The sequence below is a fragment of the Pseudomonas simiae genome, assembly GCF_000934565.1.
Taxonomy (GTDB): Bacteria; Pseudomonadota; Gammaproteobacteria; order Pseudomonadales; family Pseudomonadaceae; genus Aquipseudomonas; species Aquipseudomonas simiae.
On record NZ_CP010896.1, the window covers coordinates 2,049,636 to 2,074,842 of the forward strand.

The 25,207-nt window shown below is 61.9% G+C and carries 27 protein-coding genes; 8 read left to right on the forward strand and 19 right to left on the reverse strand.

Annotated features, from left to right (window positions below):
• The first annotated feature begins 159 nt into the window (after positions 1-159).
• A complete protein-coding gene (locus PF1751_RS09395; protein ID WP_010211607.1) occupies positions 160-873 on the forward strand; it encodes a UTRA domain-containing protein in 714 nt (237 codons plus the stop codon).
• 71 nt (positions 874-944) lie between these two features.
• Here PF1751_RS09395 and PF1751_RS09400 read toward each other — a convergent pair whose 3' ends face one another.
• From PF1751_RS09400 to PF1751_RS09435, 8 genes are read right to left on the reverse strand one after another with little or no spacing between them, the layout of a single operon-like run.
• Entirely contained in the window at positions 945-1,859 is a 915-nt protein-coding gene (locus PF1751_RS09400; protein ID WP_021492103.1) for a metal ABC transporter substrate-binding protein, read from the reverse strand.
• Positions 1,859-2,758, reverse strand: coding sequence for a metal ABC transporter permease (locus PF1751_RS09405; RefSeq protein ID WP_010211603.1), 900 nt, complete (start codon positions 2,756-2,758; stop codon positions 1,859-1,861). Before PF1751_RS09405 ends, PF1751_RS09400 begins: the two co-directional genes overlap by 1 nt.
• Positions 2,755-3,501: a metal ABC transporter ATP-binding protein gene (locus tag PF1751_RS09410; RefSeq protein WP_044286926.1), complete on the reverse strand. Its 747-nt coding sequence runs from the start codon at positions 3,499-3,501 to the stop codon at positions 2,755-2,757. Before PF1751_RS09410 ends, PF1751_RS09405 begins: the two co-directional genes overlap by 4 nt.
• Positions 3,498-4,418 (reverse strand): metal ABC transporter substrate-binding protein, encoded by a 921-nt coding sequence (locus tag PF1751_RS09415; RefSeq protein ID WP_042571651.1) that lies wholly within the window; start codon positions 4,416-4,418, stop codon positions 3,498-3,500. Before PF1751_RS09415 ends, PF1751_RS09410 begins: the two co-directional genes overlap by 4 nt.
• A gap of 19 nt (positions 4,419-4,437) precedes the next feature.
• On the reverse strand, positions 4,438-4,998 hold the full coding sequence (locus tag PF1751_RS09420; RefSeq protein WP_010211600.1) for a DUF6162 family protein: 561 nt from the start codon (positions 4,996-4,998) through the stop codon (positions 4,438-4,440).
• Positions 4,995-5,324, reverse strand: a complete 330-nt coding sequence (locus tag PF1751_RS09425) for a hypothetical protein (RefSeq protein ID WP_010211599.1) — start codon at positions 5,322-5,324, stop codon at positions 4,995-4,997. Before PF1751_RS09425 ends, PF1751_RS09420 begins: the two co-directional genes overlap by 4 nt.
• A complete protein-coding gene (locus PF1751_RS09430; protein WP_010211598.1) occupies positions 5,321-5,857 on the reverse strand; it encodes a hypothetical protein in 537 nt (178 codons plus the stop codon). Before PF1751_RS09430 ends, PF1751_RS09425 begins: the two co-directional genes overlap by 4 nt.
• The gene (locus PF1751_RS09435) at positions 5,854-7,056 is read right to left on the reverse strand and encodes a PepSY-associated TM helix domain-containing protein (protein WP_021492102.1); all 1,203 of its coding nucleotides are present in this window, start codon (positions 7,054-7,056) and stop codon (positions 5,854-5,856) included. Before PF1751_RS09435 ends, PF1751_RS09430 begins: the two co-directional genes overlap by 4 nt.
• Before the next feature lie 290 nt (positions 7,057-7,346).
• On the opposite strand from PF1751_RS09435, the gene leuC reads away from it, so the two are divergent.
• Together leuC and leuD are read left to right on the forward strand one after the other, a co-directional pair.
• Positions 7,347-8,765, forward strand: a complete 1,419-nt coding sequence (gene leuC, locus PF1751_RS09440) for a 3-isopropylmalate dehydratase large subunit (protein ID WP_010211596.1) — start codon at positions 7,347-7,349, stop codon at positions 8,763-8,765.
• Entirely contained in the window at positions 8,762-9,376 is a 615-nt protein-coding gene (leuD, locus tag PF1751_RS09445; RefSeq protein WP_042571650.1) for a 3-isopropylmalate dehydratase small subunit, read from the forward strand. The genes leuC and leuD overlap by 4 nt, the downstream gene beginning before the upstream one ends.
• Before the next feature lie 133 nt (positions 9,377-9,509).
• Here the strand turns inward: leuD and PF1751_RS09450 are convergent, their stop codons facing one another.
• The 5 genes from PF1751_RS09450 to soxR form a co-directional block, all read right to left on the reverse strand.
• The gene (locus PF1751_RS09450) at positions 9,510-10,424 is read right to left on the reverse strand and encodes a LysR substrate-binding domain-containing protein (protein ID WP_198729970.1); all 915 of its coding nucleotides are present in this window, start codon (positions 10,422-10,424) and stop codon (positions 9,510-9,512) included.
• Between the two features lie 78 nt (positions 10,425-10,502).
• Positions 10,503-11,816, reverse strand: coding sequence for a dicarboxylate/amino acid:cation symporter (locus tag PF1751_RS09455; protein ID WP_010211593.1), 1,314 nt, complete (start codon positions 11,814-11,816; stop codon positions 10,503-10,505).
• A 100-nt stretch (positions 11,817-11,916) separates the two neighbouring features.
• Positions 11,917-12,792: an alpha/beta fold hydrolase gene (locus PF1751_RS09460; RefSeq protein WP_010211592.1), complete on the reverse strand. Its 876-nt coding sequence runs from the start codon at positions 12,790-12,792 to the stop codon at positions 11,917-11,919.
• 202 nt (positions 12,793-12,994) lie between these two features.
• Positions 12,995-13,453 (reverse strand): VOC family protein, encoded by a 459-nt coding sequence (locus PF1751_RS09465; RefSeq protein WP_021492097.1) that lies wholly within the window; start codon positions 13,451-13,453, stop codon positions 12,995-12,997.
• Between the two features lie 243 nt (positions 13,454-13,696).
• Positions 13,697-14,152: a redox-sensitive transcriptional activator SoxR gene (soxR, locus tag PF1751_RS09470; RefSeq protein WP_010211590.1), complete on the reverse strand. Its 456-nt coding sequence runs from the start codon at positions 14,150-14,152 to the stop codon at positions 13,697-13,699.
• Between the two features lie 101 nt (positions 14,153-14,253).
• Between soxR and PF1751_RS09475 the strand changes: the two genes are divergently transcribed.
• Entirely contained in the window at positions 14,254-14,619 is a 366-nt protein-coding gene (locus PF1751_RS09475) for an antibiotic biosynthesis monooxygenase (RefSeq protein ID WP_010211589.1), read from the forward strand.
• Here PF1751_RS09475 and PF1751_RS09480 read toward each other — a convergent pair.
• The 4 genes from PF1751_RS09480 to msuE form a co-directional block, all read right to left on the reverse strand.
• Positions 14,608-15,711, reverse strand: coding sequence for a sigma-54 interaction domain-containing protein (locus PF1751_RS09480; protein WP_010211587.1), 1,104 nt, complete (start codon positions 15,709-15,711; stop codon positions 14,608-14,610). The genes PF1751_RS09475 and PF1751_RS09480 overlap by 12 nt on opposite strands.
• An 11-nt stretch (positions 15,712-15,722) precedes the next feature.
• Positions 15,723-16,910 (reverse strand): acyl-CoA dehydrogenase family protein, encoded by a 1,188-nt coding sequence (locus PF1751_RS09485; RefSeq protein ID WP_021492094.1) that lies wholly within the window; start codon positions 16,908-16,910, stop codon positions 15,723-15,725.
• A 62-nt stretch (positions 16,911-16,972) separates the two neighbouring features.
• On the reverse strand, positions 16,973-18,115 hold the full coding sequence (gene ssuD / locus PF1751_RS09490) for an FMNH2-dependent alkanesulfonate monooxygenase (RefSeq protein WP_010211585.1): 1,143 nt from the start codon (positions 18,113-18,115) through the stop codon (positions 16,973-16,975).
• A 9-nt stretch (positions 18,116-18,124) separates the two neighbouring features.
• On the reverse strand, positions 18,125-18,688 hold the full coding sequence (gene msuE, locus PF1751_RS09495; protein ID WP_044286928.1) for an FMN reductase: 564 nt from the start codon (positions 18,686-18,688) through the stop codon (positions 18,125-18,127).
• Between the two features lie 399 nt (positions 18,689-19,087).
• Between msuE and PF1751_RS09500 the strand changes: the two genes are divergently transcribed.
• From PF1751_RS09500 to PF1751_RS09510, 3 genes are all read left to right on the forward strand, one after another.
• On the forward strand, positions 19,088-19,357 hold the full coding sequence (locus tag PF1751_RS09500) for a hypothetical protein (protein WP_021492092.1): 270 nt from the start codon (positions 19,088-19,090) through the stop codon (positions 19,355-19,357).
• Positions 19,358-19,590: 233 nt separating this feature from the next.
• Positions 19,591-20,751, forward strand: coding sequence for a cysteine desulfurase family protein (locus tag PF1751_RS09505; protein ID WP_044286929.1), 1,161 nt, complete (start codon positions 19,591-19,593; stop codon positions 20,749-20,751).
• Between the two features lie 49 nt (positions 20,752-20,800).
• Complete coding sequence (locus tag PF1751_RS09510; protein WP_042571649.1) at positions 20,801-22,609, forward strand: aminopeptidase P family protein; 1,809 nt, start codon at positions 20,801-20,803, stop codon at positions 22,607-22,609.
• Here the strand turns inward: PF1751_RS09510 and PF1751_RS09515 are convergent.
• Positions 22,602-23,510, reverse strand: a complete 909-nt coding sequence (locus PF1751_RS09515; protein WP_042571648.1) for a LysR family transcriptional regulator — start codon at positions 23,508-23,510, stop codon at positions 22,602-22,604. The two genes, PF1751_RS09510 and PF1751_RS09515, sit on opposite strands and share 8 nt — an antisense overlap.
• A 115-nt stretch (positions 23,511-23,625) precedes the next feature.
• On the opposite strand from PF1751_RS09515, the gene PF1751_RS09520 reads away from it, so the two are divergent.
• Complete coding sequence (locus tag PF1751_RS09520) at positions 23,626-24,612, forward strand: zinc-dependent alcohol dehydrogenase family protein (RefSeq protein WP_044286931.1); 987 nt, start codon at positions 23,626-23,628, stop codon at positions 24,610-24,612.
• Here PF1751_RS09520 and PF1751_RS09525 read toward each other — a convergent pair.
• Positions 24,609-25,199 (reverse strand): 2-hydroxychromene-2-carboxylate isomerase, encoded by a 591-nt coding sequence (locus tag PF1751_RS09525; protein WP_010211578.1) that lies wholly within the window; start codon positions 25,197-25,199, stop codon positions 24,609-24,611. The two genes, PF1751_RS09520 and PF1751_RS09525, sit on opposite strands and share 4 nt — an antisense overlap.
• Between the last annotated feature and the right edge of the window lie 8 nt (positions 25,200-25,207).

The window sequence follows — 25,207 nt, forward strand, 5'->3', positions numbered from 1 at the left end:
CTTGGCCGATGTATTGCAGGGTGTGCTGCGAGGGATGCACACGGACTGTCATCTGTCGGTCATCTGTAATGCCTAGGCTGGCACGCAACCGTGCAAGCCCATTTACGGAGCGGTTTGTGCACCTTGTCGGTGCTGGTCTAGTCCAGATAGGTAACGTTGATGCGTGATGAGGCAATCAAAGCGGTGACATCCATCGGCCTGGCGCTGCAAGAGCAGATCGACCACGGCCTGTTGCCACCTGCCAGCAAATTGCCCGCCGAACGCAAGCTCAGCGAGTTGTTTGGTACCACCCGGATTACGGTGCGGGAAGCCTTGTTACAACTGGAGGCCCAGGGGCAGATCTATCGCGAGGAGCGGCGCGGCTGGTTTGTCTCGCCGCCACGGCTGGCCTACAACCTGATGCAACGTAGCCACTTTCACGCGATGGTCAGCGACCAAGGGCGGGTGGCGTCCACGGAAGTGATTTCCGCGCGGCTCCAACCGGCCTCGGCGGCGGTGTGTGCGTGGTTGCAGTTACCGGCGCTGTCCAGCGTGATCCAGATCTGCCGGGGCCGGCGGATTGACGGGCGCTTGGTGCTGTATGTAGAGCACTACCTGAACCCGCAGTATTTTCCGGGGATCCTGGCGTGTGATTTGAATCAGTCGATGACTGAGCTGTACGCGCGAAAGTACGACCTGCACTACGGTCGAGTGCGCTTTGAAATCGTGCCGACATCACTGCCGGTGGAAGCCGCCGCTGCATTGCGTGTGTCGGTGGGCAGCCCGGGCTTGCGTATCGCCCGGGTCAATTATGACCAGCACCAGCGTTTGATCGACTGCGACCTGGAGTTCTGGCGGCATGATGCCATCCACGTTGGCGTGGATGTTGTGTAGCCACCGGACTGAATGACACACCACAAACCCACAGTTGAATCGAGCCATAGGCATGACCGATCGGTGGGTTGTCAGGGTGTGAGCGCGTCGATCAGCTGACCCACATTGGTCTCCAACTCTGTCACCGGCTCCGCACTGTCCACATTCAACACCAGCAGTTTCGAGCCCCCGGCGCTAACCGCCGCCTTGACCGCCTCACTCGGCTGACGATGATGCAGCACCACCGCCACCTCGTTGTCCTTCAACTCGGTACTCAGTTTCTGCAACGCCTCAGGTGTCCAGTCAGCGTCGGGCCGCGCATCGGTACTGAGCACTTCCAGGTTCAAACTGCTGACCAGGTACGCGAAGTGGTCACTCAGGCTGACCACGCTCAGGTTGTCCGCCTTGGCCAGTCGCGCTTCGCTGTCGGCGGTGAGCTTGAGCAGGCGCTGCTTGAGGGCGGCGAGGTTGGCATCGATCTTCGGCTTGGCAGTAGGGGCCAGGCGGCTCAGGTCGGCGGCCAGCACATCGGCCATGCGCCCCATGTTGTTGCTCGACTGCCAGGGCTGGCTGTTCAAGCCGTCGGTGACACCCGGCTGCACCGCAATGCCCGGCAAACCGCCGTCCACCGGGCGTGCAGCGTCGACTTCGACGATGCGGATGTTGCTGCGCCGCGCCACCGGGTAGAGCGGGTCATCAGCCCACAACGAGCGCAGGCCGATGGCGGCGTCGGCGTCCAGTGCCAATTTGTTCAGGGCCGGGGCGCCACGGCCGGTGAAGTAGGACACTTGCCGCGAACCGGGCAGGTTGGCCGGGGCGGCGCGCTCAAGCTGTACGTCGGTGCCTTTTAATAGCACCTCAGCCAGGCCGTAGGTGATCGCAAGCGAAGCAAGCACTTTGACCGGCTTTGCCGCGTGGGCAGCCGGTGTGGCCGTTTCAGCCGCCATCAGTGGCGTGGTGAACAAACAAGCGATGGCCAGGGCCAGAGGATGAAGAACGGAGCGCATTATCCAAGATTCCCTTTGAGGCTGGGCACAGTGCCGCGCGCGATGGCGGCCAAGGCGAAGGCGATACCGGCGACCAGGATGATGGCGGCGCCGGACGGCACGGGCAGGTCGAAGATGATCGGCAGCAGGATCCCGCACAGGGTGCTGACGGTGGCAATGGCGACCGAAACCCAGAAGAAACCCTTGAGCGACTGGCTCAACAAACGCGCCGCGGCTGCCGGAATCACCAGCAATGCACCCACAAGGATCGCGCCGATGACCTTGACCGCCGCGACGGTGATCAGCGTCACCAGGATCACGAACAGGTAGTCCAGGGTTTTCACGGCGACGCCGCGCACCGCCGCCAGTTGCGGATTGAAGCTGGCCAGCATGATGCGGTTGTACAGCGGCAGCGCCAGGGCCATCACCAGCGAACCGACAACCGCCAGTACCAGCAGGTCGTTGCCGTTGACCGTCAACACCGAGCCAAACAGCACGTTCTCGAGGATGTGCACGTTGATCTTGCCCGCCAGGATCAGCAACAGGCTCGCACCCAGCGCCAGGGACACCGACAGGAACACGCCGATCAACGTATCCGGCGCCAGGCCGGTGCGATTGCGCAGGTAGTTGAGCAGGATGCCGAACAGCAGGCAGTAGCCGAACAACGCGCCATACGGACCGGTGTAGGGCTCACCCAGCAGGATGCCTACGGCCACGCCCGTCAGCGCGGCGTGGCCAACCGCTTCGGAGAAAAACGCGAAGCGCTTGACTACCACCAGCGTGCCCAGGCCGCCCAGCACCGGGCCGATCAGCAGACCGGCGAGCAGGGCGTTGACCACAAAACCGTAGGCCAGCGCCTCCGGCAGGTAACCGGAAGAGGCCCAGCCCTGGACCATCAAGCGAAAGGCTTCATAACTCATTGCGCCGGGCTCCGAGGGTGGGTGGAGAACAGGGTGAGCAGGCGATCCGGGGTCAGGGCCTCCTTGGGTGTGGCGTCGAACAGCACGCGGCGGTTCAGGCCGGTGACGCGATCAGCCAGACGGCCTACGGCCTCCAGGTCATGCTCGATCCACAGCACCGTGATCCCGGCCAGGCGCCAGTCATTGAGCAGGCGCTCGAAGACCTGGATACCGGCTTCGTCGAGGGCCGACATGGGTTCATCCAGTACCAGCAATTGCGGCGCCGGGATCAGGCCCTGGGCCAGCAACACGCGCTGGCGTTCACCGCCGGACAGCGCGCCCATGCGCCGCTTGCGTTTGTCCTGCATGCCAACGCGCTCCAGCGCGTCCCCAATCGCGCCGGCGTAATGCTTGGACAAACCAAGAAATGCAGGGCGCCGTTGGCACATAGCCGCCATGAAATCATCCACGGTCATCGGCAAACCACGGTCGAATTCCAGGGCCTGGGGCACATAACCGATGATGCCGGGCGCGGCCGGCCAGTGCAGGCTCAAGCGGCCCTGGTGAGGCGTTTGCCCGAGCAGCGTCTTGATCAGCGAACTTTTGCCGCCACCGTTGGGGCCGACCAGTGCATGGATACTGCCCGGCTGTACCTGGAAACGCACGTCATCAAGGATCACGGTGCGACCCAGGGTCAGCGATACCTTGTCGAATTCAAGCGTCGGGCCGACGCTGACTGCACTCAACTGTTCCGCCGCCGTCATGCCCCCGACTCCTGAATCGCCCGCACCACGGTATTGAGGTTGCCGGTCATCTCCACTTCGTACTTCTCGGCGCTGTATTCGCCGTAGGAAATATGTGACAGCGGGTACAGCTTGACGCCCGACTCGCGCTGGATGGTGTCGACGTAGGTGGACGGGAAATCCATCTCCGAGAAGATCACCTTTACGTCCAGGGCGCGCAGTTCATCGATGGTTTTTTTCAGCTGGCTCGGGCTGGGTTCGATGCCGTGGGCGGGTTCGACCACGGCGGTGACTTCCAGGCCGAATTCGCGCAGCAGGTAGTCATAGGCTGCGTGCACAGTCGCCACGCGCAGGTCCGGGTTGGGGGCGCTGGTCAGCTTGGCCAGGGCATCGGCGCGCATCTGGCGCAGACGCTTGCCGTAGGCACGGGCATTCTGGGTGTAGGTCTTGGCGTTGTCCGGGTCGAGCTTGCCCAGTTCGCGGGCGATGTTATTGACCTGGGCAATCGACGCACTGATCGACAGGAAGGTATGCGGGTTGACCACCTTGCCGGCACCGCGCGCGGCGTTACCGGTGGCGGCCAGCAGCGGCACGTTGGCGTTGGCCTCGATCACCGGGATGTCCGGACGTTCGCTGGTGGCAATCATGCGGTCGGCGAAATCATCGTGGCCGACGCCGTTGAGCACAATCACGTCCAGGGTGCCGATACGTTTGATGTCTTCGGCGCGCGGCTCGTAGGCATGCGGGTTGAAACCGGCCGGAATCAGCGGTACCACCTCGGCCTTGTCGCCGACGATATTGGCCACATAGCTGTAATAAGGATGCAGGGTGATGCCGATTCGCAGGCGTTTGTTCGCCTCGGCGTTGGCGAGGGGGGCGAGTACCAGGCTGAACAGGCCAACCAGCAACAGGCGCAACAGGGGAGATGAAATGGACATGGGCAATCGGTCTTCTCGTTCAGTGACGGTGCTGGCGGGTGACGCCGGCATCGAATTGCGCAACCACTTGCTGCCAGCCGGCTGCGATCAGCGCCTGGTCAGTGAGGTCGGAGGGAGCGGCGAGGTGGGCTTGGCGATTGAGCCAGATATCCGGCTCGGCCCCGTGCACGCGCATCAACAGCGAGCCGCTGGTGCCGGGCGCCTGGCTCAAGCCCAGGTAGGCCGAAGGTTCCAGCAATTGCCAACGATGATCACCCCGGCTGACCGAACTGGCGTCCTGGGCAAAGGGTGCGAAGCCTTCTTCGGCCAGTTGCGCAGGGCTGGGCAGTGCACTTTGCTCCTGCTGCAACAGCTGGATCTCATCCAGGGTCACCCGCAGGTCGGCGTAGATGCCTTGCTCGGCGGCGCTCAGGTCGCGACGGGCATCCAATTGGTGGCTGGGTACTGCCGCCACTTCCTGGGTTTCACCGTGCAGCGCGATCACCGAACCCGCCACCGCCAGGATGATCAGGCACAACAACAGCACATAGAGGGTTTCGTGGCCGGCACCGGCGGGTCGTACAACCTGTGTGGTACTCATTGCGGCTGGATATCCGCTTGGTCGATTTCCACCACGTGGCCTGGGCCCGCATCAAACAGCACATAGAACTCGGCCGACGGTTTCTTGAAGGTCAGGGTCGAGTCCTCACCCAGCTTGCCGGGCATCAGGATGGTTTCGTCGTAACCGATCACGTCCAGGGTCACGCCGGGCGCGCCGCTGCCGTCGGAGAAACCGCCTTTGCACTGGATCTGCTCGCCGGGGATTTCCTTGCACTCGCACATCGGGTTGTGGGCCAGGGCAACAGTACTGAAGCCGGCGCACAGCAACAGAACGCCGCAGGCGCGGGTCAGGCGCATCAAAGTCATGGTTTAACTCCTTGCTTGTTCAGCCAGGCAATAGTGGCAGGCGAGGCCTGGCTCAGCGGGATGGAGCCCTGGTGCATGCTGCCGTCCCAGCCTTCCATGGTGACCCACAGTTCGGCATCGGCTGGCGTGCGTTCCGGGATCGGCAGGCCGGCGCCCATGCGGTAGGGGGTGCCGAAGAAGATCACGCCGGCGGCGCGCAGGCTGCGTGGCTTGCCGATGCGCAGGTAGGTGGCCTTGACCTGGTTGGCGCAGGTGTCACACAGGGCGGCGTTGAAAAACTTCATCGGGCCGGCCGGGTCGGGGCGCGGGCCTTCATTGCGAAACTCCGCGAGGGTCAGGCTCCAGGGGCCTACCTGCACTTCACCGGCCACGCGCTCGCCGATGCCGGTGTCGCCGCGAAACAGCGCGGCGTCGGCGAAGTACTTGGGCATGAAGCCCAGAGGGATCAGCAACAGCAGCACATTGATGTGGAAGCGCCATTTCAGCCAGAAGGCCCGCAGTGGCGAAGGCGGTACAGCAGCGACCTTGCTCATGAGTTGGCCTCCGAAGTTTCAGCCTGCAGGGCCGGGATGGACGCTGGCTGTTTTTGAGTCTTGGCTTCGCGCTTGAGGGCATTGAGGGTGGCCAGGGCGGTGCGCTTGGTCCAGATCAGCAGGCCGCTCAACACCATCATGCTCATGATCAGGCCAAAGAATGCCCAGATCAGCTTGATCCAGATCCCACCAAAGTCGCCGGTGTGCAGGGGGCGCATGGATTCGGTGACAAACTCCAGCTTCGAGCGGTCGGACAGCAAGTGCGCCGCCGCGACTTCGCCGTCATAGGGGTTGATCTGTGCGGTCTGGAACATCAATGGGTACCAGCCGCGCCCGCTGATCTGCAGGTGGCTGTAGGCGTTGAGCGGCAGGCTGATGAAACTGGCCTCCAGGCCAGGGATGCGCTGGGTGGCGATCTTGAGCGCCTCGTCCACGGGAATCATGGGGGCCGGCACGCCGGGTGCCGACATCGGCACCTTCTCACGGGCAATCACCGGGATGACCGGTTCGGTGGAAATCGAGATCTGGTTGTCTCCCAGGATCGCCCGGATCAGGAACCAGATGCCGGTGACGGAAATCACCGCAATAAACCAGATCGACCAGATCCCGCTCAGACGGTGGAAGTCGCCCCAGAAAATCCGCGCGCCGTGGCGGATACGCAGGGTCGGGCGCAGGAAACCCTTCCAGAAACGCTTGTACACCACCAGCCCGGTGACCAGCGACGCCAGCAGCGGGATGCCCAGTGCCGACACCAGGTACCAGCCCCAGCTGTAGCCATTGGTGAATGGCACCAGCCACCAGCCGTGCAGGGCGCGGGTGAACTGCTGGAAGTTGAAGGACGGGCTGATGCCCTGGATCGCACCGGTATAGGGGTTGACGTAGACCTCTACCGAACGCCCGTCGGGGTAGCTGAGATTGACGCTGAGGGCGAAATGGGATTCGTCGGGGCGACTGATCGACTGGACGAACACCTGCGGTTCATCGCGCTTGATCGCGGCGATCACCTGGTCATAGCTCAGCGGTTCGGCATCATCCGTCGGCTTGCTCGCGCGGATATCCGGGTTGGCCAGCCAGACGATCTCCTGGCTGACCACCGCCAGGGTGCCGGTGACGCAGACGATCAGTACGAAGAACCAGATGGGCAAGGCCAGCCAGCTATGGACGAGAAACCAGAGTTTGGAGCGTGACTTCTTCGACATGTGAATGAGGGTCTTGATCGGAGAGGGGCAGTGAAGGCCCGGAAAAGGCCAGTCGTAGCTTTTGCTGACGCGACAGGCTGTATCTAAGTTAAGACGGATGAGAATGAGAAATCCCTAACCCCGATATGAAAGAAAATGTTTCAGGTTCACGTTCAGGGCGTTTTAACGCCTCGATCGAACACGAAACATGTTCCAAGCCATCACCCTGGCGCCCTTGATGGGGCGGGGCCGCTGCGTAGGATGGGCTTATGCCGTTGAGTGAGCCCTATCCAAAGCGAGCCCTAAGAAAAATGACTGCCAGAACCCTTTACGACAAACACATCGATTCCCACACGGTGTGCCCCCTGGATGACCAGGGCCATGTCCTGCTTTATATAGACCGCCAGGTGATCAACGAATACACCAGCCCCCAGGCCTTCAGCGGCCTGCGCGAAGCCGGGCGCAACGTATGGCGCCCCGGCACGGCGTTGGCCGTGGTCGACCATGTGAACCCCACCACGCCCAAACGCATCGCGGCGATGCCCGATGCCGGCGGGGCGCGGCAAGTGTCCTACCTGGCCGAGAACTGCCGGGACTTCGGCATCGAACTGCTGGACATCCTCGACAAGCGTCAAGGCATTGAGCACGTGATCGCCCCGGAACAGGGGTTTATCCTGCCGGGCATGGTGATTGCCGCCGGTGACAGCCACACCACCACCTACGGGGCCCTGGGTGCCTTCGGTTTTGGCATCGGTACTTCGGAAATCGAACACCTGCTGGCTTCCCAGACCCTGGTCTACAAGCGCCTGAAAACGATGTGCGTGAGCGTCGACGGCGACCTGGCGCCGGGCCTGACGTCCAAGGACGTGATCATGGCGCTGATCGGCAAGATCGGCGCCTCGGGTGCCACCGGCTATGCCATTGAATTTCGCGGCTCGACCCTTGATGCGTTGAGCGTCGAGGCGCGCATGACCATCTGCAACATGGCAGTGGAAGCCGGTGCGCGGGGCGCGTTCATGGCGCCGGACGAAAAAGTCTTCGCCTACCTCAAGGGCAAGCCGCGTGCGCCGCAAGGCGAGCTGTGGGACCAGGCGCTGGCGGGCTGGCGCTTGCTGCACTCGGATGTCGGCGCGGTGTTCGACCAAGAGGTGCAACTCGACGCCACCACCCTGGAGCCCATGGTCACCTGGGGCACCAGCCCCGACCAGGCCGCGCCCATCGGCGCCCGCGTGCCCGACCCGCAGGACGTCAGCGACCTGATCCTGCGTCAGGACATGCGCCGCGCCCTCAATTACATGGGCCTGGAAGCCGGCATGCGGCTGAGCGATATCGTCATCAGCCACGCATTCATCGGCTCCTGCACCAATGCGCGCATTGAGGACCTGCGCGACGCCGCCAGTGTAGTGCGCGGCAAACACGTGGCCGAGCACGTACGGGCGATGATCGTGCCGGGCTCCACCGAAGTGCGGGACCAGGCTGAAGCCGAAGGGCTGGCCGCGATTTTTATCGACGCCGGCTTTGAATGGCGTCAGTCCGGTTGCTCGATGTGCCTGGCGATGAATGATGACGTGCTGGCTCCCGGCGACCGCTGCGCCTCCAGCACCAACCGCAACTTCGAAGGTCGCCAGGGCGCGGGCGCACGTACCCACTTGATGAGCCCGGCGATGGTCGCCGCCGCCGCCATTACTGGCCGCCTCACTGATATCCGCCACGTTGGAGCGCGCCCATGAGCCTGCAACCGTTCACCCTGGTCACCGGCAAGGCCGCGCCGATGCTGGCGGCCAATATCGACACCGACGTAATCATGCCCAAGCAGTTCCTCAAGGGCATCGACCGCAGCGGCCTGGACCGTGGGCTGTTCTTCGACCTGCGCTTCTTGCCCTCCGGCGAGCCCAACCCTGAGTTTGTGCTGAACCAACCGGCCTGGCAGGGCGCGAGTTTTATGGTGGTAGGGCCGAACTTCGGCTGCGGCTCCAGCCGTGAACACGCGGTGTGGGGGCTGAAGCAGATGGGCATCCGCGCCTTGATCGGCAGCAGCTTTGCCGGGATTTTCTATGACAACTGCCAGCGTAACGGGGTGTTGTTGATTACCCTGGACGAGGCGGTGCTGCAGACGTTGGGCAAGACCGTCAGCCAGGCGGACCAGGCGCAGATCAGTGTCGACCTTGAAGCCCAGCAGATTCGCCTGGCGGACGGCGAGGTGATCGCGTTCCAGATTGATACGTTGCGTAAGACTGCGCTGCTGCTAGGCCTGGACGCCATCGGCAGTACCTTGCAGCGCAGTGACGAGATCAAGGCCTTTGAACGCCGCCACCTGCAATCCAACCCCTGGCTCAACTGACACACCCAGCTCTAAAAGCAGGAGCGGGCTTGCTCGCGAGTGCAGTGTGTCAGCCAATACATGTCTGACTGACCCACCGCTTTTGCGAGCAAGCCCGCTTTCACTTTTTTGATTGGGTTTGCAACGCTATGGGCTAGATCGAGAGCCCTTTGAAGTGCTCCTGCAAGAACTCTACGCAGGCGCGCAGCTTCCCGGAATACGCCAGCCGTGTCGGGTACACCGCCCACACATTCGCGCTCTGGGTATATCCGTGCAGTACCTGCACCAGCTTGCCTTGTTCCAGCAACGGCTTCACATCCCACATCGAGCGCAGCAACACCCCGCGCCCATCCAAGGCCCACTGCAACACAATCTCGCCATTGTTCGACGACAGCGGCCCTCGCACGCGCACGCTTTCCTGGGCGCCGTCGCGTTCCAGGTTCCAGATGCCAAACGCGTTATCGCGCTCTTTGAGCACCAGGCAATCGTGCTGTTCCAGGTCGCTCAAATGTTGCGGTGTGCCGTGGCGCTGCAGATAAGCCGGGGCGGCGCACAGTACCCGGCGGTTGCTCACCAGCCGGCGGCCGATGTGTTGACCGGGAATGTCGTCGCCCACGCGGATCTCCAGGTCGAAGCCTTCGCTGACGATGTCCACCACGCGGTCGAACAGGTCCAGGCGGATTTCCAGGTCCGGGTATTGTTCTGCCATCTGCGACAGGGCCGGGGCCACATGGTTGCGGCCAAAGCCGAAGCTGCTGCACAAATGCAGGCGCCCACGGGGGCTGTCGTGGGCGTCGGAGAGTTCATCGGAGAGTTGCTGGAAGTCCTCCAGGATGCGCACGGCCCAGCGCTGCACCCGCTCGCCGTCTTCGGTCAGGGCGATGCGCCGGCTGGTGCGGTGCAGCAGGCGGGTGGCCAGGGTGGTTTCGAGGATCTGGATACGCTTGCTGACATACGCGGGCGACAGCCCGAGTTCATCGGCTGCCGCTGCGAAGCCGGCCTTGCGGATCACGGTCAGGAACACCCGCAGGTCTTCGGGTAGGGGCACGGTATCTTTCTTGTTAGTCATCAGAAACAGGCGTGGCGGCATGAGCCGCCAGAATAGCACCGCTTGGACGCGCCTTCCGGCACGCCCGGGTGTTGTCGCTTACTCGGCGGCCATCTTGGCCTGGGCCGCAGCCTCGGCAGCCCGAGCATGGCGGCCGCGCTTGAGCGCGATAGGGGCCATTTTTTCGCGGTCCAGCTCACCTTCCCAGGCGGCCACTACCAGGGCGGCCACGGCATTGCCGATAATATTGGTCAACGAGCGGCATTCGGCCATGAAGCGATCGACGCCGAGGATCAACACCATCGCCGCCACCGGCACCGTCGGCACCACCGCCAGGCTGGCGGCCAGCGCCACGAAGCCCGCACCGACCACCGCACCCGCGCCCTTGGAGGTCAGCATGGCCACCGCCAACAGGGTCAACTGCTGCTCCAGTGGCAAGTGGATGTTAGTGGCCTGGGCCAGGAACAGCACCGCCAGGGTCATATAGATGTTGGTGCCGTCGAGGTTGAAGGTGTAGCCGGTCGGCACCACGATGCCCACCACGCCCTTGGAGGCGCCCAGGCTTTCAAGTTTCTGGATCAGTTGAGGCAACGCCGACTCCGACGAGCTGGTACCGAGCACGATCAACAGCTCTGACTTGATGTAGCCCATCAATTTGAAAATGCTGAACCCGGCGTAGCGGGCGATGCTGCCCAGCACCACGGCAATAAAGAAAAACGCCGTGACATAGAAGGTGCCCACCAGTTTCAGCAGGGGCAGCAACGAACCGACACCGTACTTACCGATGGTGAACGCGATCGCACCAAAGGCACCGATCGGCGCGACCCGGCTGATGATGCCGACGATGCGGAAGAACACTTCGCTGGCCTGATTGATCACGCCCACCAGCGGCCGGCCCTTTTCACCGACCATTACCAGGCCCACGCCAAACAGCACGGAGACGAATAGCACCGGCAGGATTTCACCCTTGGAAAACGCATCGAAGAATGTCGCGGGGATCACATGCAGCAGGAACCCGGTGATGCCTTCGCCATGTTCGGCCTGGCCGACAAAACCGGCGATGGCCGAACTGTCGAGGGTCTTCACATCGATATTGAAGCCCACGCCCGGATGCAGCAGGTGTGCGGCGAGAATGCCGATCAACAGGGCGATGGTCGAGACCACCTCGAAGTACAGCAGCGCCTTGCCACCGACCCGGCCCACCTGTTTTACGTCGTGCATGCTGGTGATGCCGGAGACCACCGTGCAGAAGATGATCGGGCCGATGATCATCTTGATCAGCTTGATAAAACCATCGCCGAGGGGCTTGAGGTCGATGCCGATCTGCGGCCATTGATGGCCGATCAACACGCCCAGCGCGATAGCGATGAGCACCTGGATATACAGGGTTCCCAGCAGTTTTCTGATTGTCATTGTTATTATCTCGGTACGTTTCTTGGGGCAAAGCGAACCCGTCGCAGGCCATTGGCAGCCTGCGAGGCGGGTGGGTCAGGTCACGGGTTTACTGAGTGGTTCAGCGAAGGAAGGTCAGGACTTCGCCCAGCAGCAACTCGGGGGCTTCTTCGGCGATGTAATGGCCGGCCGGCAGGGCCTTGCCGCGCACGTCGGTGGCGACTTTCTGCCATTCCTTGAGCGGCTCGAAACAGCGGCCGACCGTGCCTTCGGCACCCCACATCACCAGCAACGGCAGGTTCAGGTGGTTACCGGCGTCGATGTCCGCCTGGTCGTGCTCAAGGTCGATACCGGCGGCAGCACGGTAGTCCTCACAGAGGCCAGTGGCGGCCCCCGGCAGTTTCAGGCAGCGCAGGTACTCGGCGAAGGCCTCATCGGTAAATGGCTTGAGCCCGGCGCTGCGACTGCCCATTACGCTGCGCAGGTACAGCTCCGGGTTGCTCTCGATCAAGGCTTCCGGCAACGGCGCCGGGCGGATCAGGAAGAACCAGTGCCAGTAGGCGCGGGCGAAGGCTTCGTCGGTCTGTGCATACATCGACAGGGTAGGGGCGATGTCCAGCAGCACCATGCGCTGCACGGCGGCGGGATGGTCCAGGGCCAGGCGATGGGCAACGCGGGCGCCACGGTCGTGGGCCAGCACCGAAAACTGCGCGAAGCCCAAGGCCTTCATCAGCTCGGCGCTGTCCCGGGCCATTTCGCGTTTCGAATAGTTGGAGTGGTCGTCATTGGCTGGCGGCTTGCTGCTGTCGCCATAGCCGCGCAGGTCGGCGGCCACCACGGTGAAGTGTTCAGCCAGCTGTTCGGCGACTTTATGCCAGATGACGTGGGTTTGCGGGTGCCCGTGCAACAGGAGCAGACCGGGACCTGTACCGCCTTGGCGGTAACTGATGTCCACGCCGTTGACGTGGCACTGGTCTTTTTGGAATCCGGCGAACATGGAATGACTCCTCTTTGTAATTGCTTGCATCCTGGAATCACACAGCGTTCGGGGCAAGGGCGAAAACGTGGAGGGGTTGTTCATGAAGTGTGTAGGAGCTGGCTTGCCGGCGATGAAATCGACTCGGTGCGCCTGGTAGAACGAGTTGTGTGCATCGCCGGCAAGCCAGCACCTACATTTGATAGATGTTGCCTCAGCTATTTCAGGCTTGCTTGAACATCTCCATGGCACGCTGGCGGATCTGTGCTTCGGTCAAATCTTCCTTATGCGTGGCCAGGAACCACAGATGCCCGAACGGATCCTTCACGCTAGCGGAGCGGTCGCCGTAGAACTGGTCTTTCGGCTCGGACACGACCACAGCGCCCGCAGCCACCGCTTGCTTGAACTGCGCGTCGACATCCTTCACATACAGATGCAAACCGACACTGGTGTGTTCATCCGGATTGCGCAGCGCCATTTCATCGCAGGGCGTGCCCAGCATGATTGCCGAGTCACCAATGCGCAGCTCGGCATGGCCGACTTTGCCATCGGGCATGTCCAGGCGCATGACCTGGGTGGCGCCGAAGGCTTTCTTGTAGAACTCGATGGCTTCAGCGGCATTGTTGATGCCCATATACGGCGTGACGCTGTGATAACCCTCGGGAATCGGTTTAACGCTCATATCGTTCTCCTTGATGGTGGTGGAGGGACGGCCTTTTAACTATAGGCCACGGATTGCGTGGCCTGCGGGCAGCCGACGAGGTGTCCGCCAGGCAAGAGTGAGCGGGCAGATTGCTGCGCCCTAAGCGCGCCGGGTCAGCGTTCTTACCGCCAAACCGCCTGCTTCGAATGCCGATGAGGTGCGCCAGTTCATCCTGACCCGTTACAAAGGCCAGATCGCCGCTGGTTTCTGATTATGAGGGTGTCACTTCAGTGATTGGGAGGTGGGCTCCAACAGCTGTGCCCCTGGCCCGCACTCGCCGAGTTTGTCATCCTGATTACGCAACGGACATGCCTCCAGCGACAGACACCCGCAGCCAATACAGCCACTGAGCTTGTCGCGCAGCAGCATCAGCTTGTTGATGCGTTCATCCAGGTCTTCGCGCCACAGCGCCGATAAACGCTCCCAATCCTGGGCATTGGGCGTGCGCCCGTCCGGGAGCGTCTGCAACGTCTCGCCGATCGTCGCCAGCGGAATGCCCAAACGCTGGGCGATCTTGATCACCACCACACGCCGCAGCACATCCCGTGGATAGCGGCGCTGGTTGCCGGCATTGCGGTTGCTCTTGATCAGCCCCTTGGCTTCATAGAAATGCAGGGCCGTGACCGCGACGCCACTGCGGGCGGCGAGTTGGCCGACGGTGAGTTCCTTGTTGAGCATGAAAAAACTCCCAAACAGCGCTTGACCTTGACTTAACTAGAGGTTTTACCCTGCGTGGCATCGAATCGCAAGATTCTGCCTACAGAGAAAGGGGAGTGTTCATGCAGGTATTAGAGAAAAATCGCAGCTTCACTCAATTGATCGAGTTTCAGATCGAGCCCCGGCAGCAACGGGCCCTGGTGGCGGCGTTGACCACTCAAAGCGAACGCCTGGCCCAAGGCCATGGCGGCTTTATCAATGCAAGTGTGCAAGTCAGCGATGACGGCCGGCGGGTGCTCAATTACCTGCAATGGCGCTCGCGCGAGGATGGCGAGGCGGCGTTCAAATGCTTCGAGCACGGCGAGGAGGATTTCTGGACGCTGATTCGCGCCCACCAGGCCACGGCCGTGACCTTCGGTTCGTTCCAAGTGCTGCGCAGCTTCGAGCGTAGCCACGATAACGCATTGCACTGCCGTCTAAATGGATAGGTGCAGCATGCGCTCGCCCTGCACGTTTTCGCCTGGGCGGCGTTTGTTCACCGCCAACTCGCCGATCTTGATCAGGCGTGTGCGCGTGACGTTGCGGCTCAAGCCCAGCAGGTTGGCGGTGTGCACCTGGTTGTAATGGCTGAAACGGTAGGCGGCGCGGAGCAGGGCGTCCTCGACCTTTTCATGCAGGGCCCCGGCCTGTTCCTCAAACAGCTTTTGGAAGGCCCGCGCCAGCAACGCTTCGGCGCTGTTGTCAGTGCCGTGCTGGCTGTCGTCCTGACGCTCGATGCGCATGTTCGACAGGCGTAAATCGTCGCGTTCGATCACGCCATCGCGGCAGATCAGCAGGGTGTGGTGAATCACGTTTTCCAGTTCACGGATGTTGCCCGGCCAACTGTAGCTCTTGAGTTTGTGCTCGGCCTCGCGGCTGATGGTGATCGGCCCGTAACCCAGGCGCTGGCTGTAGGCTTCGATAAAATGCCGGGTCAGCGGCAAGATATCGCCTGGCCGGTCACGCAAGGGGCTGAGCTCCAGGCTGACCACGTCGAGACGGTAGTAGAGGTCCTCGCGAAAATGCCCGGCATTGATGGCTTTTTCCAGTTGCACGTTGGTGGCGGCCAGGACCCGCACATCAATCGGAATGCTCTTGCGCGACCCCAGGCGTACCACTTCGCGTTCCTGTAGGACGCGCAACAGCTTGACCTGGATCGCCATCGGCAAATCGCCGATCTCATCCAGAAACAACGTGCCGCCGTCGGCCTCTTCGAACCAGCCGGCCTTGGCACTGAGGGCGCCGGTGAAGGCGCCTTTTTCGTGGCCGAACAGCTCGGCTTCCACCAGGGATTCGGAGAACGCACCGCAGTTCACCGCCACGAATGGCCGGTTGCGCCGCGCGCTGAGGTTGTGGATATGCCGTGCCACCAGTTCTTTACCGGTCCCGGTCTCGCCGATGATCAACACGCTGGCTTCGCTGGGCGCCACTTGCTGGATGTGGTCGAGCAACGCCTGGGATTTAGGGTCTTCGAAGACCTGGGCCGTGGCGCGGATCGACGTCGCGAGGGCGGGCGAGGGCGGTAGGGTCAAAAGCTGCATGGGCACCTCTCTTAGGAATAGAACGTTGGAATCGGCAGGGCTTGGTTCAATGCCCAATCCCCGAGTTCGTGGAGCTTGTAGTCCACCGGGTCGTGCAGGGTTTGCGTGCGCAGGTTGCGCCAGTGGCGGTCCAGGCGCAGCGATGCGTGGGTGGAGCGCGCGCCGGTCACTTCGAACAGGCGGCTGCACAAGTCGAGACCTTGGCGGGTCGCGGCGACCTTGGCGGTGGCGATAGCGATAGCCAGTTGGCCACGCTCGTTTTCGCTGAGGTTCGGGCCCTTTGCCCAGGCTTGGTCGAGCAACTCGGCGGCGCGCTCCACCAGCAGGTGCACACCTTCAAGGGCGACCCAGAATTCTCCGTAGTGATGCAGCACGTAAGGGTCCTGGCGCACGTCTTCGGCACTGGATTTATGCCACGAACGGGTTTCGGTGAGCGTGTAGTTGCGCGCTTCTTCGAAAGCGCCTTCGGCTATACCGAGGAACATATGCGTGAAGGTCAACTGCGCGATCAACGGGCGCAGGCAGGCAAACGGCGTGCTCAGCGGGCCGGGATCGAGCAGCAGTTCGGATTCTTCGACGCGCACCCGTTCGAAGCTCGCGCTGCCGCTGTCGGTCTGGCGCTGGCCGATATTGTTCCAATCGTTGTGCAAAGTAATGCCGCTGCGGCCGCTGGGGATGGCGGCGATCAGCAGCTTGCCGCCGGCGGTTTCATCCACCGCCGAGGCGATCAGCATTTCCGAGTCGCTGGCGCCGGAGCAGAAGCTCTTTTTGCCGGAAAACTCGCGCCAGCCGCCGAAATCCTTGACCACCGTGCGCGTGTCCAGCGGGTTGAGGGCATTGCCCCAAAACCAGTTTTTGCGTGCAGTCTGTTCGAACCAGGGCTGCCATTGGTCCGGGCGTGAAAACAGGCGCACGGTGGCGAGCATCAAGTGGTGAAAACCGAAGACATGGGCGATCGAACTGTCGACCTTGGCGAATTCGCGCACGATGCCGAGGGTGTCGCTCCAGCGTGCGCCGAGGCCGCCGTATTGGATGGGAATACTCAGGGCCAGCAGGCCGCTCTGGCGCAGGGCGTCGCGTTCGGCTTTGGGCGTGCCACCGCGCTCGTCACGCTCGACGGCGGTGCGGGCGAATTCGGCGGCCAGCCGTTTGGCGGTCTGCAAAGGGGAGGGCAGGACGCTGTGGGGGTTGGCTGTCACGGGGGATTCCTCTATTTGCCTTGTAGGCGCTGGCAAGCCGGCGCCTACAGAAGGGCAGCGGTTCAGGCCTTTGTCGTCGGCAGTACATCGTTGGCAATCATTTCGCCGAACGGGCCAGTGAGGTTGGTGACGCCGCGCCCGGCAAGGCTGGCGTAGGGTTCCGGCAGCAACGGGAACACCAGCTCGGCGAAGCGATAGGCTTCTTCCAGGTGCGGGTAGCCGGAGAAGATGAAGCTCTCGATCCCCAGGTCTGCGTATTCCTTGATGCGCTCGGCCACTTGCTGCGGGTTGCCGACCAACGCGGTGCCGGCACCACCGCGCACCAGGCCGACGCCGGCCCACAGGTTGGGGGCGATTTCCAAGTTGTCGCGGCGCCCGTCATGCAGGGCGGCCATGCGGCGCTGGCCTTCGGAATCGAAGCGCGAGAAGGATTTTTGCGCGGCGGCGATGGTTTCGTCGCTGATGTGCTCGATCAGTTTGTCGGCGGCTTTCCAGGCGTCCTCTTCGGTCTCGCGCACGATCACATGCAGGCGGATGCCGAATTTCACGGTGCGCCCGTGGCGTGCGGCGCGCTCACGCACATCCGCAAGTTTTTCCGCGACGGCGGCCGGCGGTTCGCCCCAGGTCAGGTACACATCGACCTGCTCGGCGGCGAGGTCGTGGGCGGCATCGGAAGAACCGCCGAAATACAGCGGCGGATAAGGCTTCTGCACCGGCGGATAAAGCGCTTTGGCGTTCTGTACGCGCAAGTGTTTGCCTTCGAAATCTACCGATTCGCCCTGCAATACGCGGCGCCAGATCTGTAGGAATTCGTCGGAGACTTCGTAGCGTTCGCTGTGGTCAAGGAAGCTGCCGTCGCCGCGGTTTTCGTCGGGGTCGCCGCCGGTCACCACGTTGATCAGCAGGCGGCCGTTGGACAGGCGGTCCAGGGTCGCCGCCATGCGTGCCGACACGGTGGGCGAGATGATGCCCGGACGAATGGCCACCAAGTAACGCAGGCGTTCGGTCAACGGCACCAGCGCCGAGGCGATGACCCAGGAGTCTTCGCACGAGCGCCCGGTAGGAATCAGCACGCCGTGGTAACCCAGGCTGTCAGCCGCCTGTGCGACTTGCTTCAGGTAATTGAGAGTGACCGGCCTTGCACCTTGTGTGGTGCCCAGGTAATGACCGTCGCCGTGAGTGGGCAGGAACCAGAAAACATCCATGACAAATCCTTAAGCGATTTTCAGCAGAGAGGGGGCGTGCGCAGTGAACAACGGTGCTGCACGTTCTGCCGCCAGTTGAATACGGGCTTTTAATAGGTCGCTGGTTATTTGGTAGTCGGTGAAGTCCGCCTCGGTGGTGTACACGCCGACGGGCAGGGTCAGCGCCTGGAAGAAGCTGAACAGCGGACGCAACTGATGATCGAGGACCAGCGCGTGACGTTCACTGCCGCCGGTTGCAGCCAGGAGCACGGGTGTGTTGACCAACGCATTGAGGCCGATCAGGTCGAACAAATGCTTGAGCAAACCTGGGTAGGAACCGCGATAGACCGGCGCCGCGACGATCAGCAGGTCGGCCTGTTCGATGGCCAACAGTTGCGCCTCGACATCGGCGGGCAACTCATCGCGCGACAACGCGCCGCCGAGAGGCCGAGCGATGTCGCCCAGTTCGATCAGGGTGGTCTCGATCGGCAGCAACGTAGCGATTTCAGCCAGTACAGCCTGGGTCAGTACGAGGGTGCGGGACGGACGCCAGGTTCCGCCGGAGAGGGCGACGACATTCAGGGGACGGGTCATGAACAGTTCCTTTTTCAACAGTGGTTCATAGCAAAGGGGTACAACCGGTTGAGCAAGAGCTGTACCAACGGGTGCAGGCCTTGAACGGCGTGGGTTGCAGGCTCACTGCTGAAAAGTGCGGGTGTTGGCTGCCTGGTGATTTGTTGAATGACTGTTGCTAGCGACACAGTTGCGTGGGCAACAGTGCTGTCGCCGTGCAGCATCATTTATAGAGGGTTACTTTTATTCCGTAAATGAACGTATTTCCATATTTATAGATCATAAAGGAATATGAAAGCGCCGCTATCGAAGGTGCTTCAGCGGTTGATAGCAACTATCACGGCAGGTGATTTTTCCCTGCGCGAGGGCGGGAGTAGCCTGTGTTCATTGACTCGAAACCTCCTTTGCAGGGCCACCGCCATGAACCGATTCCTCGCTGTTTCCTTATTGATTGTCAGTGCTGTCCTTGCTGGATGTGCGACCCATCCATCGCCAGAGATGCGCCCTTACACCGCCGAAGAAACCAAACAGTTGGCCCTGGAAGCGTTGAGTCGTCGTGGTTTGTCATTTGATGAATATCAACAGCAGCGCGCTGCACTCACCGGCCAGCCACAGAGACCCTTCGGCTTTGATCGTCAAGGCGAAATGAACGCCGAACGCAGTGTGACCCTGCATGGTCGTCCCAGTTGAGCCTGCGTCCGACGGCAAAAAGCCCGAGGTTTCCCTTAAGGAACCTCGGGCTTTTTGTTTTCCATGGGGCGACTTCAGCCTGTTAAGCTGAATTTCAGGAGCGTTCCTACGCACATTTACATAAAGTGGTCCTTCTTTAATGGCATTCGATCGGTTAAACCTGACGACCTCTGTCCCGGTCCGTGCCCCTGAGACGCTGCTCTCGGGAACCTGCTCTGCGAGTTTTCAATGTCATGAATAAACGTCCGCTGTATTTCGACTACGCCGCCACCACCCCGGTGGATGAGCGGGTCATCCAGGTGATGGTCGAGTGTCTGGGCTTCAATGCCAACTTCGGTAACCCTGCGTCCAGTTCCCACGCGTTCGGCCAGGCGGCGCGGCACACGGTCGAACAGGCGCGTCGTCAGGTGGCCGAGTTGGTCGGTGCCAACCCGGAACAAATCGTCTGGACTTCCGGCGCCACCGAATCCAACAACCTTGCGATCAAGGGCGTGGCCCAGGCGCGAGGTGTGGCGGGTGGGCATATCATCACCAGCCAGATCGAACACAAGGCCACCCTGGATACCGCGCGACAACTGCAGGAAGCGGGCGTGGCCGTGACCTACCTGGTGCCGGATGCCGAAGGCCTGATCAGCGCCGATGCTGTCGGTGAAGCCTTGCGCGAGGACACCTTCCTGGTGTCGCTGATGCTGGTGAATAACGAATTGGGCACCCTCAACGACATCCCGGCCATCGGCGCTCGCGTGCGTGAGCACGGTGCGTTGTTGCATGTGGATGCGGCGCAGGGGGCGGGCAAGGTGGCGATCGACCTGGCGCAGTGGCCGGTGGACTTGATGTCGTTTTCGGCCCACAAACTGTATGGCCCCAAAGGTGTCGGCGCTTTGTATGTCGGCCCGCGGGCGCAGCAGAAGGTGTTGGCGCAGATTCACGGCGGCGGTCACGAAGGCGGCCTGCGCTCCGGCACCTTGGCAACGCATCAGATTGCCGGCATGGGCACCGCGTTTGCGTTGGCGGCGGCGTCTTTTGCCGAAGAAAAGGCGGTGATCGTGGCTCTGCGCCAGCGCCTGCTGGACCAGTTGGCGTCGGTGGCCGGCGTGCGCCTCAATGGCAGCGCCACGCAACGTATTCCACACACCCTGAGCCTCACGTTCAGTGAAGGCGAATTCAATGCCGCTGCGTTGAGCGCGGGGATCGCGTTCTCTGCGACGTCCGCCTGCAATTCGGCGAGTAACGCGCCGTCCCATGTGCTGCTCGCCCTGGGCCATGATGCACGCAGCGCCGGCCGTACCATTCGCTTGAGCCTGGGCCGGTTTACCACCGAACAGGATATTGACCAGGCAGTGCAGTTGATCAAGTCAGCCCTGGCCAGTGCACCGGCCTTCTGGGCGGTCTGATTCATCTATCGCAACACATAATAATTATTCGTGGTTAGCAGGAGACACAATGAGTACGCAGCCTTTGACCCATGGAACGGTTCCCCAGCGCCTGGCGCATACCCGTGAACTGATGAGCCGCGAGGGCATTCACGCCCTGCTGGTGCCGTCGGCCGACCCGCACCTGTCCGAATACCTGCCGGGTTACTGGCAGGGGCGGCAATGGTTGTCGGGGTTTCATGGTTCGGTGGGGACGCTGATTGTCACTGCGGATTTCGCCGGTGTGTGGGCCGACAGCCGTTACTGGGAACAGGCGACCAAGGAACTCAAGGGCAGCGGCATCGAACTGGTCAAGCTGCAGCCGGGCCAACCCGGGCCACTGGAGTGGCTGGCCGAGCAAACACCGGAAGGGGGTGTCGTCGCGGTGGACGGTGCAGTCATGGCTGTGGCGTCGGCGCGAACCCTGGGTGGCAAGTTGGCAGAGCGTGGCGCCCGACTGCGTACGGATGTCGACCTGTTGGATGAAGTCTGGAAAGACCGCCCGGCATTGCCGAACCAGCCGATCTATCAACATTTGCCACCGCAGGCCACTGTCAGCCGTGGTGAAAAACTCGCCTCACTGCGCGCCGCCTTGAAAGAGAAGGGCGCCGATTGGCATTTCATTGCAACCCTGGATGACATCGCCTGGCTGTTCAACTTGCGCGGTGGTGATGTTTCCTTTAACCCGGTGTTTGTGTCCTTTGCATTGATCAATCAGCAGCAAGCCACGTTGTTCGTGGCGCTGAGCAAAGTCGATGGTGAGCTGCGGGCGGTGCTGGAGCAGGATGGCGTGACGCTGCGCGACTACAGCGAAGTGGCTGACGCGTTGCGCGCGGTGCCTGCGGGCGCCAGCTTGCAGGTGGACCCGGCGCGCGTCACCGCTGGCCTGCTGGAAAACCTGGATGCTGGCGTCAAGCTGGTCGAAGGGCTTAACCCGACCACATTGGCCAAGTCCCGCAAGAGTCTTGCCGACGCGGAACATATCCGCCAAGCCATGGAGCAGGATGGCGCGGCGCTGTGCGAATTTTTCGCCTGGCTGGAGAGTGCGTTGGGTCGCGAACGTATCACCGAACTGACCATTGACGAACACCTGACCGCTGCGCGCACCCGTCGGCCCGGTTATGTATCGCTGAGTTTCAACACCATCGCAGCCTACAACGCCAATGGCGCAATGCCGCATTACCATGCCACTGAAGAAGAGCATGCGCTGATCGAAGGTGATGGCTTGTTGCTGATTGACTCGGGTGGCCAGTACCTGGGCGGCACCACGGATATCACGCGGATGGTGCCTATCGGCACGCCGAGTGACGAGCAGAAGCGTGACTGCACCCGCGTACTCAAGGGCGTCATCGCCTTGTCCCGTGCACACTTCCCGAAAGGGATCCTGTCACCACTGCTGGACGCCATTGCCCGCGCGCCGATCTGGGCGGAAGGCGTGGACTACGGCCACGGCACCGGGCACGGTGTAGGCTATTTCCTCAATGTGCATGAAGGCCCGCAAGTGATTGCCTATCAGGCCGCCACGGCGCCGCAAACGGCGATGCAGCCGGGGATGATCACGTCCATTGAGCCGGGCACCTACCGTCCGGGACGTTGGGGTGTGCGCATCGAGAACCTGGTGCTCAACCGCGAAGCCGGCAAGACTGAGTTCGGCGAGTTCCTGAAGTTCGAAACCCTGACCTTGTGCCCGATCGATACGCGCTGCCTGGAGCCCGCGCTGCTGACGGCGGACGAGCGCGAGTGGTTCAACGCTTACCACGCTGAAGTGCGTGCGCGGTTAAGCCCGTTACTCAGTGGTGCTGCGCTTGAGTGGCTGCAGGTACGCACTGCGGCTATTTGATCGCCTGCAGTTCAGGGGCCTGGGCCAGGGCGTCGGCCATATAGTCGACGAATGCCTTGACCCGGGCTGACTGGCGACGGTTGGGCGCCGACACCGCATGGATCGGCAGCGACTGCGCGGTGTAGTCCTGCAACAGTGCGACCACGCGGCCGGCCTTCAAATCGTCGTAGAACAACCATAGGGGCGACAGCGCAATGCCGAGCCCCGTCAACACCATTTCCCGCACCGCTTCGGAGTTGTTGCTCTGGGCGTTGCCGGTGATGCGCACGCTGTGTCGCGTGCCCTCCTTTTCGTACACCCACTGGTTCTGGCTGCTGAGCAGGTTGAAAAGCAGACAGTTGTGCTGGCTGAGCTCATGCGGGGTTTGGGGCGCGGGATGGCGGGCCAGGTAGTCCGGGCTGGCCAGGGTGACCCGGTGGGTGGTACCGATCTGTCGTGCAATCAAGCCACTGTCGCGCAATTCGCCAATTCGCAGAGTCACGTCCAGGCCTTCGCTGACCATGTCCTGCAGGTGATCGTTGAGTTGCAGGTCCACCTGCACGTCAGGGTATTGCTGCAGGAAATCGCTGAGGCGGGCAGCAATATGCAGGCGCCCGAAACTGACCGACGAACCGATGCGCAAGGGACCGGCGATCGCCTCTTTGCCGGTCTGGAAACTGTGTTCGGCAGCGTCCACGGCGGCGAGGATTTCACGGCAATGGCTGTAGTACCGTTGACCTTCGTCGGTCAGAGACAGTTGGCGCGTACTGCGGGCAATCAACTTGCCGCCCAGTTCGGTTTCCAGGGCGCGCAGTATTTTGCTGATGGTGGGCTGGGTGGTCTGCATTTCCCGGGCGACGGCGGAAAAACTGCCGCGTTCAATTACCCGAACGAAAATCGCCATTGCGTTGAGTTTGTCCATGAGCTGTCCGAACCATGCCAAATGGGCATGAGCACTATAGCTTTTTAGCGTCTTATCAGCATGAGTCGGCAGACGGATCATGGGCTTCATCCTCCTATGACACGAGATCGCCAACATGACTGATATGCACGCTTTGATTGTGGACGCCGTGGATGCGCCGTTTCGGCTGACGACAATGCCCAAGCCAGTGGCCGGCGCTGGCCAAGTGCTGGTTCGGATTCGCGCCAGTGGCCTTAACCCATTGGACGGCAAAATTCGCGCAGGCCAGGCTGCTCATGCGCGCCAACCTCTGCCGGCGGTACTCGGGATGGACTTGGCGGGCACCGTTGAAGCCGTCGGCCCTGGCGCGGGTGGGTGGCAGGTTGGCGATGATGTGTATGCGTTGGCAACCGGGATTGGCGGCGCACAGGGCTCGCTGGCGGAATATGCGGTAGTTGATGCGCGCTTGCTGGCGAAGAAACCCGCGACCTTGAGCATGCGTGAAGCGGCGGTGTTGCCGCTGGTGTTGATTACGGCTTGGGAGGGTTTGGTGGACCGGGCTCAGGTAGGTTCTGCACACAAAGTGTTGATCCAGGGTGGTGCTGGCGGGGTAGGGCATGTCGCGGTGCAATTGGCGCTTGTTTACGGCGCGCAGGTGTATGCCACAGGCTCTGCCAGGCATCGCTCGGTCATCGAGGGGCTTGGCGCGACGTTCATCGATTATCAGCAGCAGACGGTTGAAGCCTATGTCGCGCAGTACACCGCGGGCGAAGGTTTCGACATTGTGTATGACACCGTCGGCGGGGAGACGCTGGATGCATCCTTCCGAGCGGCCAAGACCTATCACGGTCATGTAGTGAGTTGCCTGGGATGGGGGCAACACAGCCTGGCGCCGTTGTCCTTTCGTGGGGCGAGCTACTCTGGCGTGTTTACCTTGTTACCGTTGTTGACTGCAAAAGGGTGTGAACATCACGGGCAGATCCTTTCCGAGGCCGCGCGGTTGATCGATGCCGGCAAGCTCAAGCCGATCATGGATGGGCATCAATTCGATTTGCACAGTGCAAACGCCGCTTACGATCTGCTCGCAGGCGGCGCGCAAGGGCGCTTGGCGATCGAGATCTAACTCAAGGCTTCACGCACGAAATCCAGACGGTCCTGACCGAAGAACAACTGTTTGCCTACAAACATGCTGGGTGCACCGAACACGCCGCGTTGAACGGCCTGTTCGGTGTTGTCTTTGAGGGCAGCCTTTACACGTTCTTCATTAGCCAGTGCCAGCAGCTCATCCGGGTCAAAGCCATGTTCGGTGAGCACGGCAGCCACCACAGTGGGGTCTCCCAAGTGGCGGCCATCGACCCAGAGCGCGCGGAACAGGCAATCGACAACGTCCTGGAAACGTTCAGGGTGGTGCAATTGGACGCCGGTGATCACGCGCATCAATACCAGGGTGTTGATGGGAAAATGCGGGTTGAACTGGAGCGGCACGTTGTAGCGACGGGCATAACGTGCCAGGTCATCAAACATGTAGCGACCTTTTGCGGGAACGGTGATTGGAGAGGCGTTGCCGGTGGCCTTGAACACGCCGCCCAACAGCATGGGCTTGTACACCAACTGCGTACCGGTTGCCGCGCACAACGCCGGCAGTTGAGTGTAGGCCAGGTAGGTGGCAGGGCTGCCGAGGTCAAAGAAGAATTCCAAGGTTTTACTCATGGTCGATG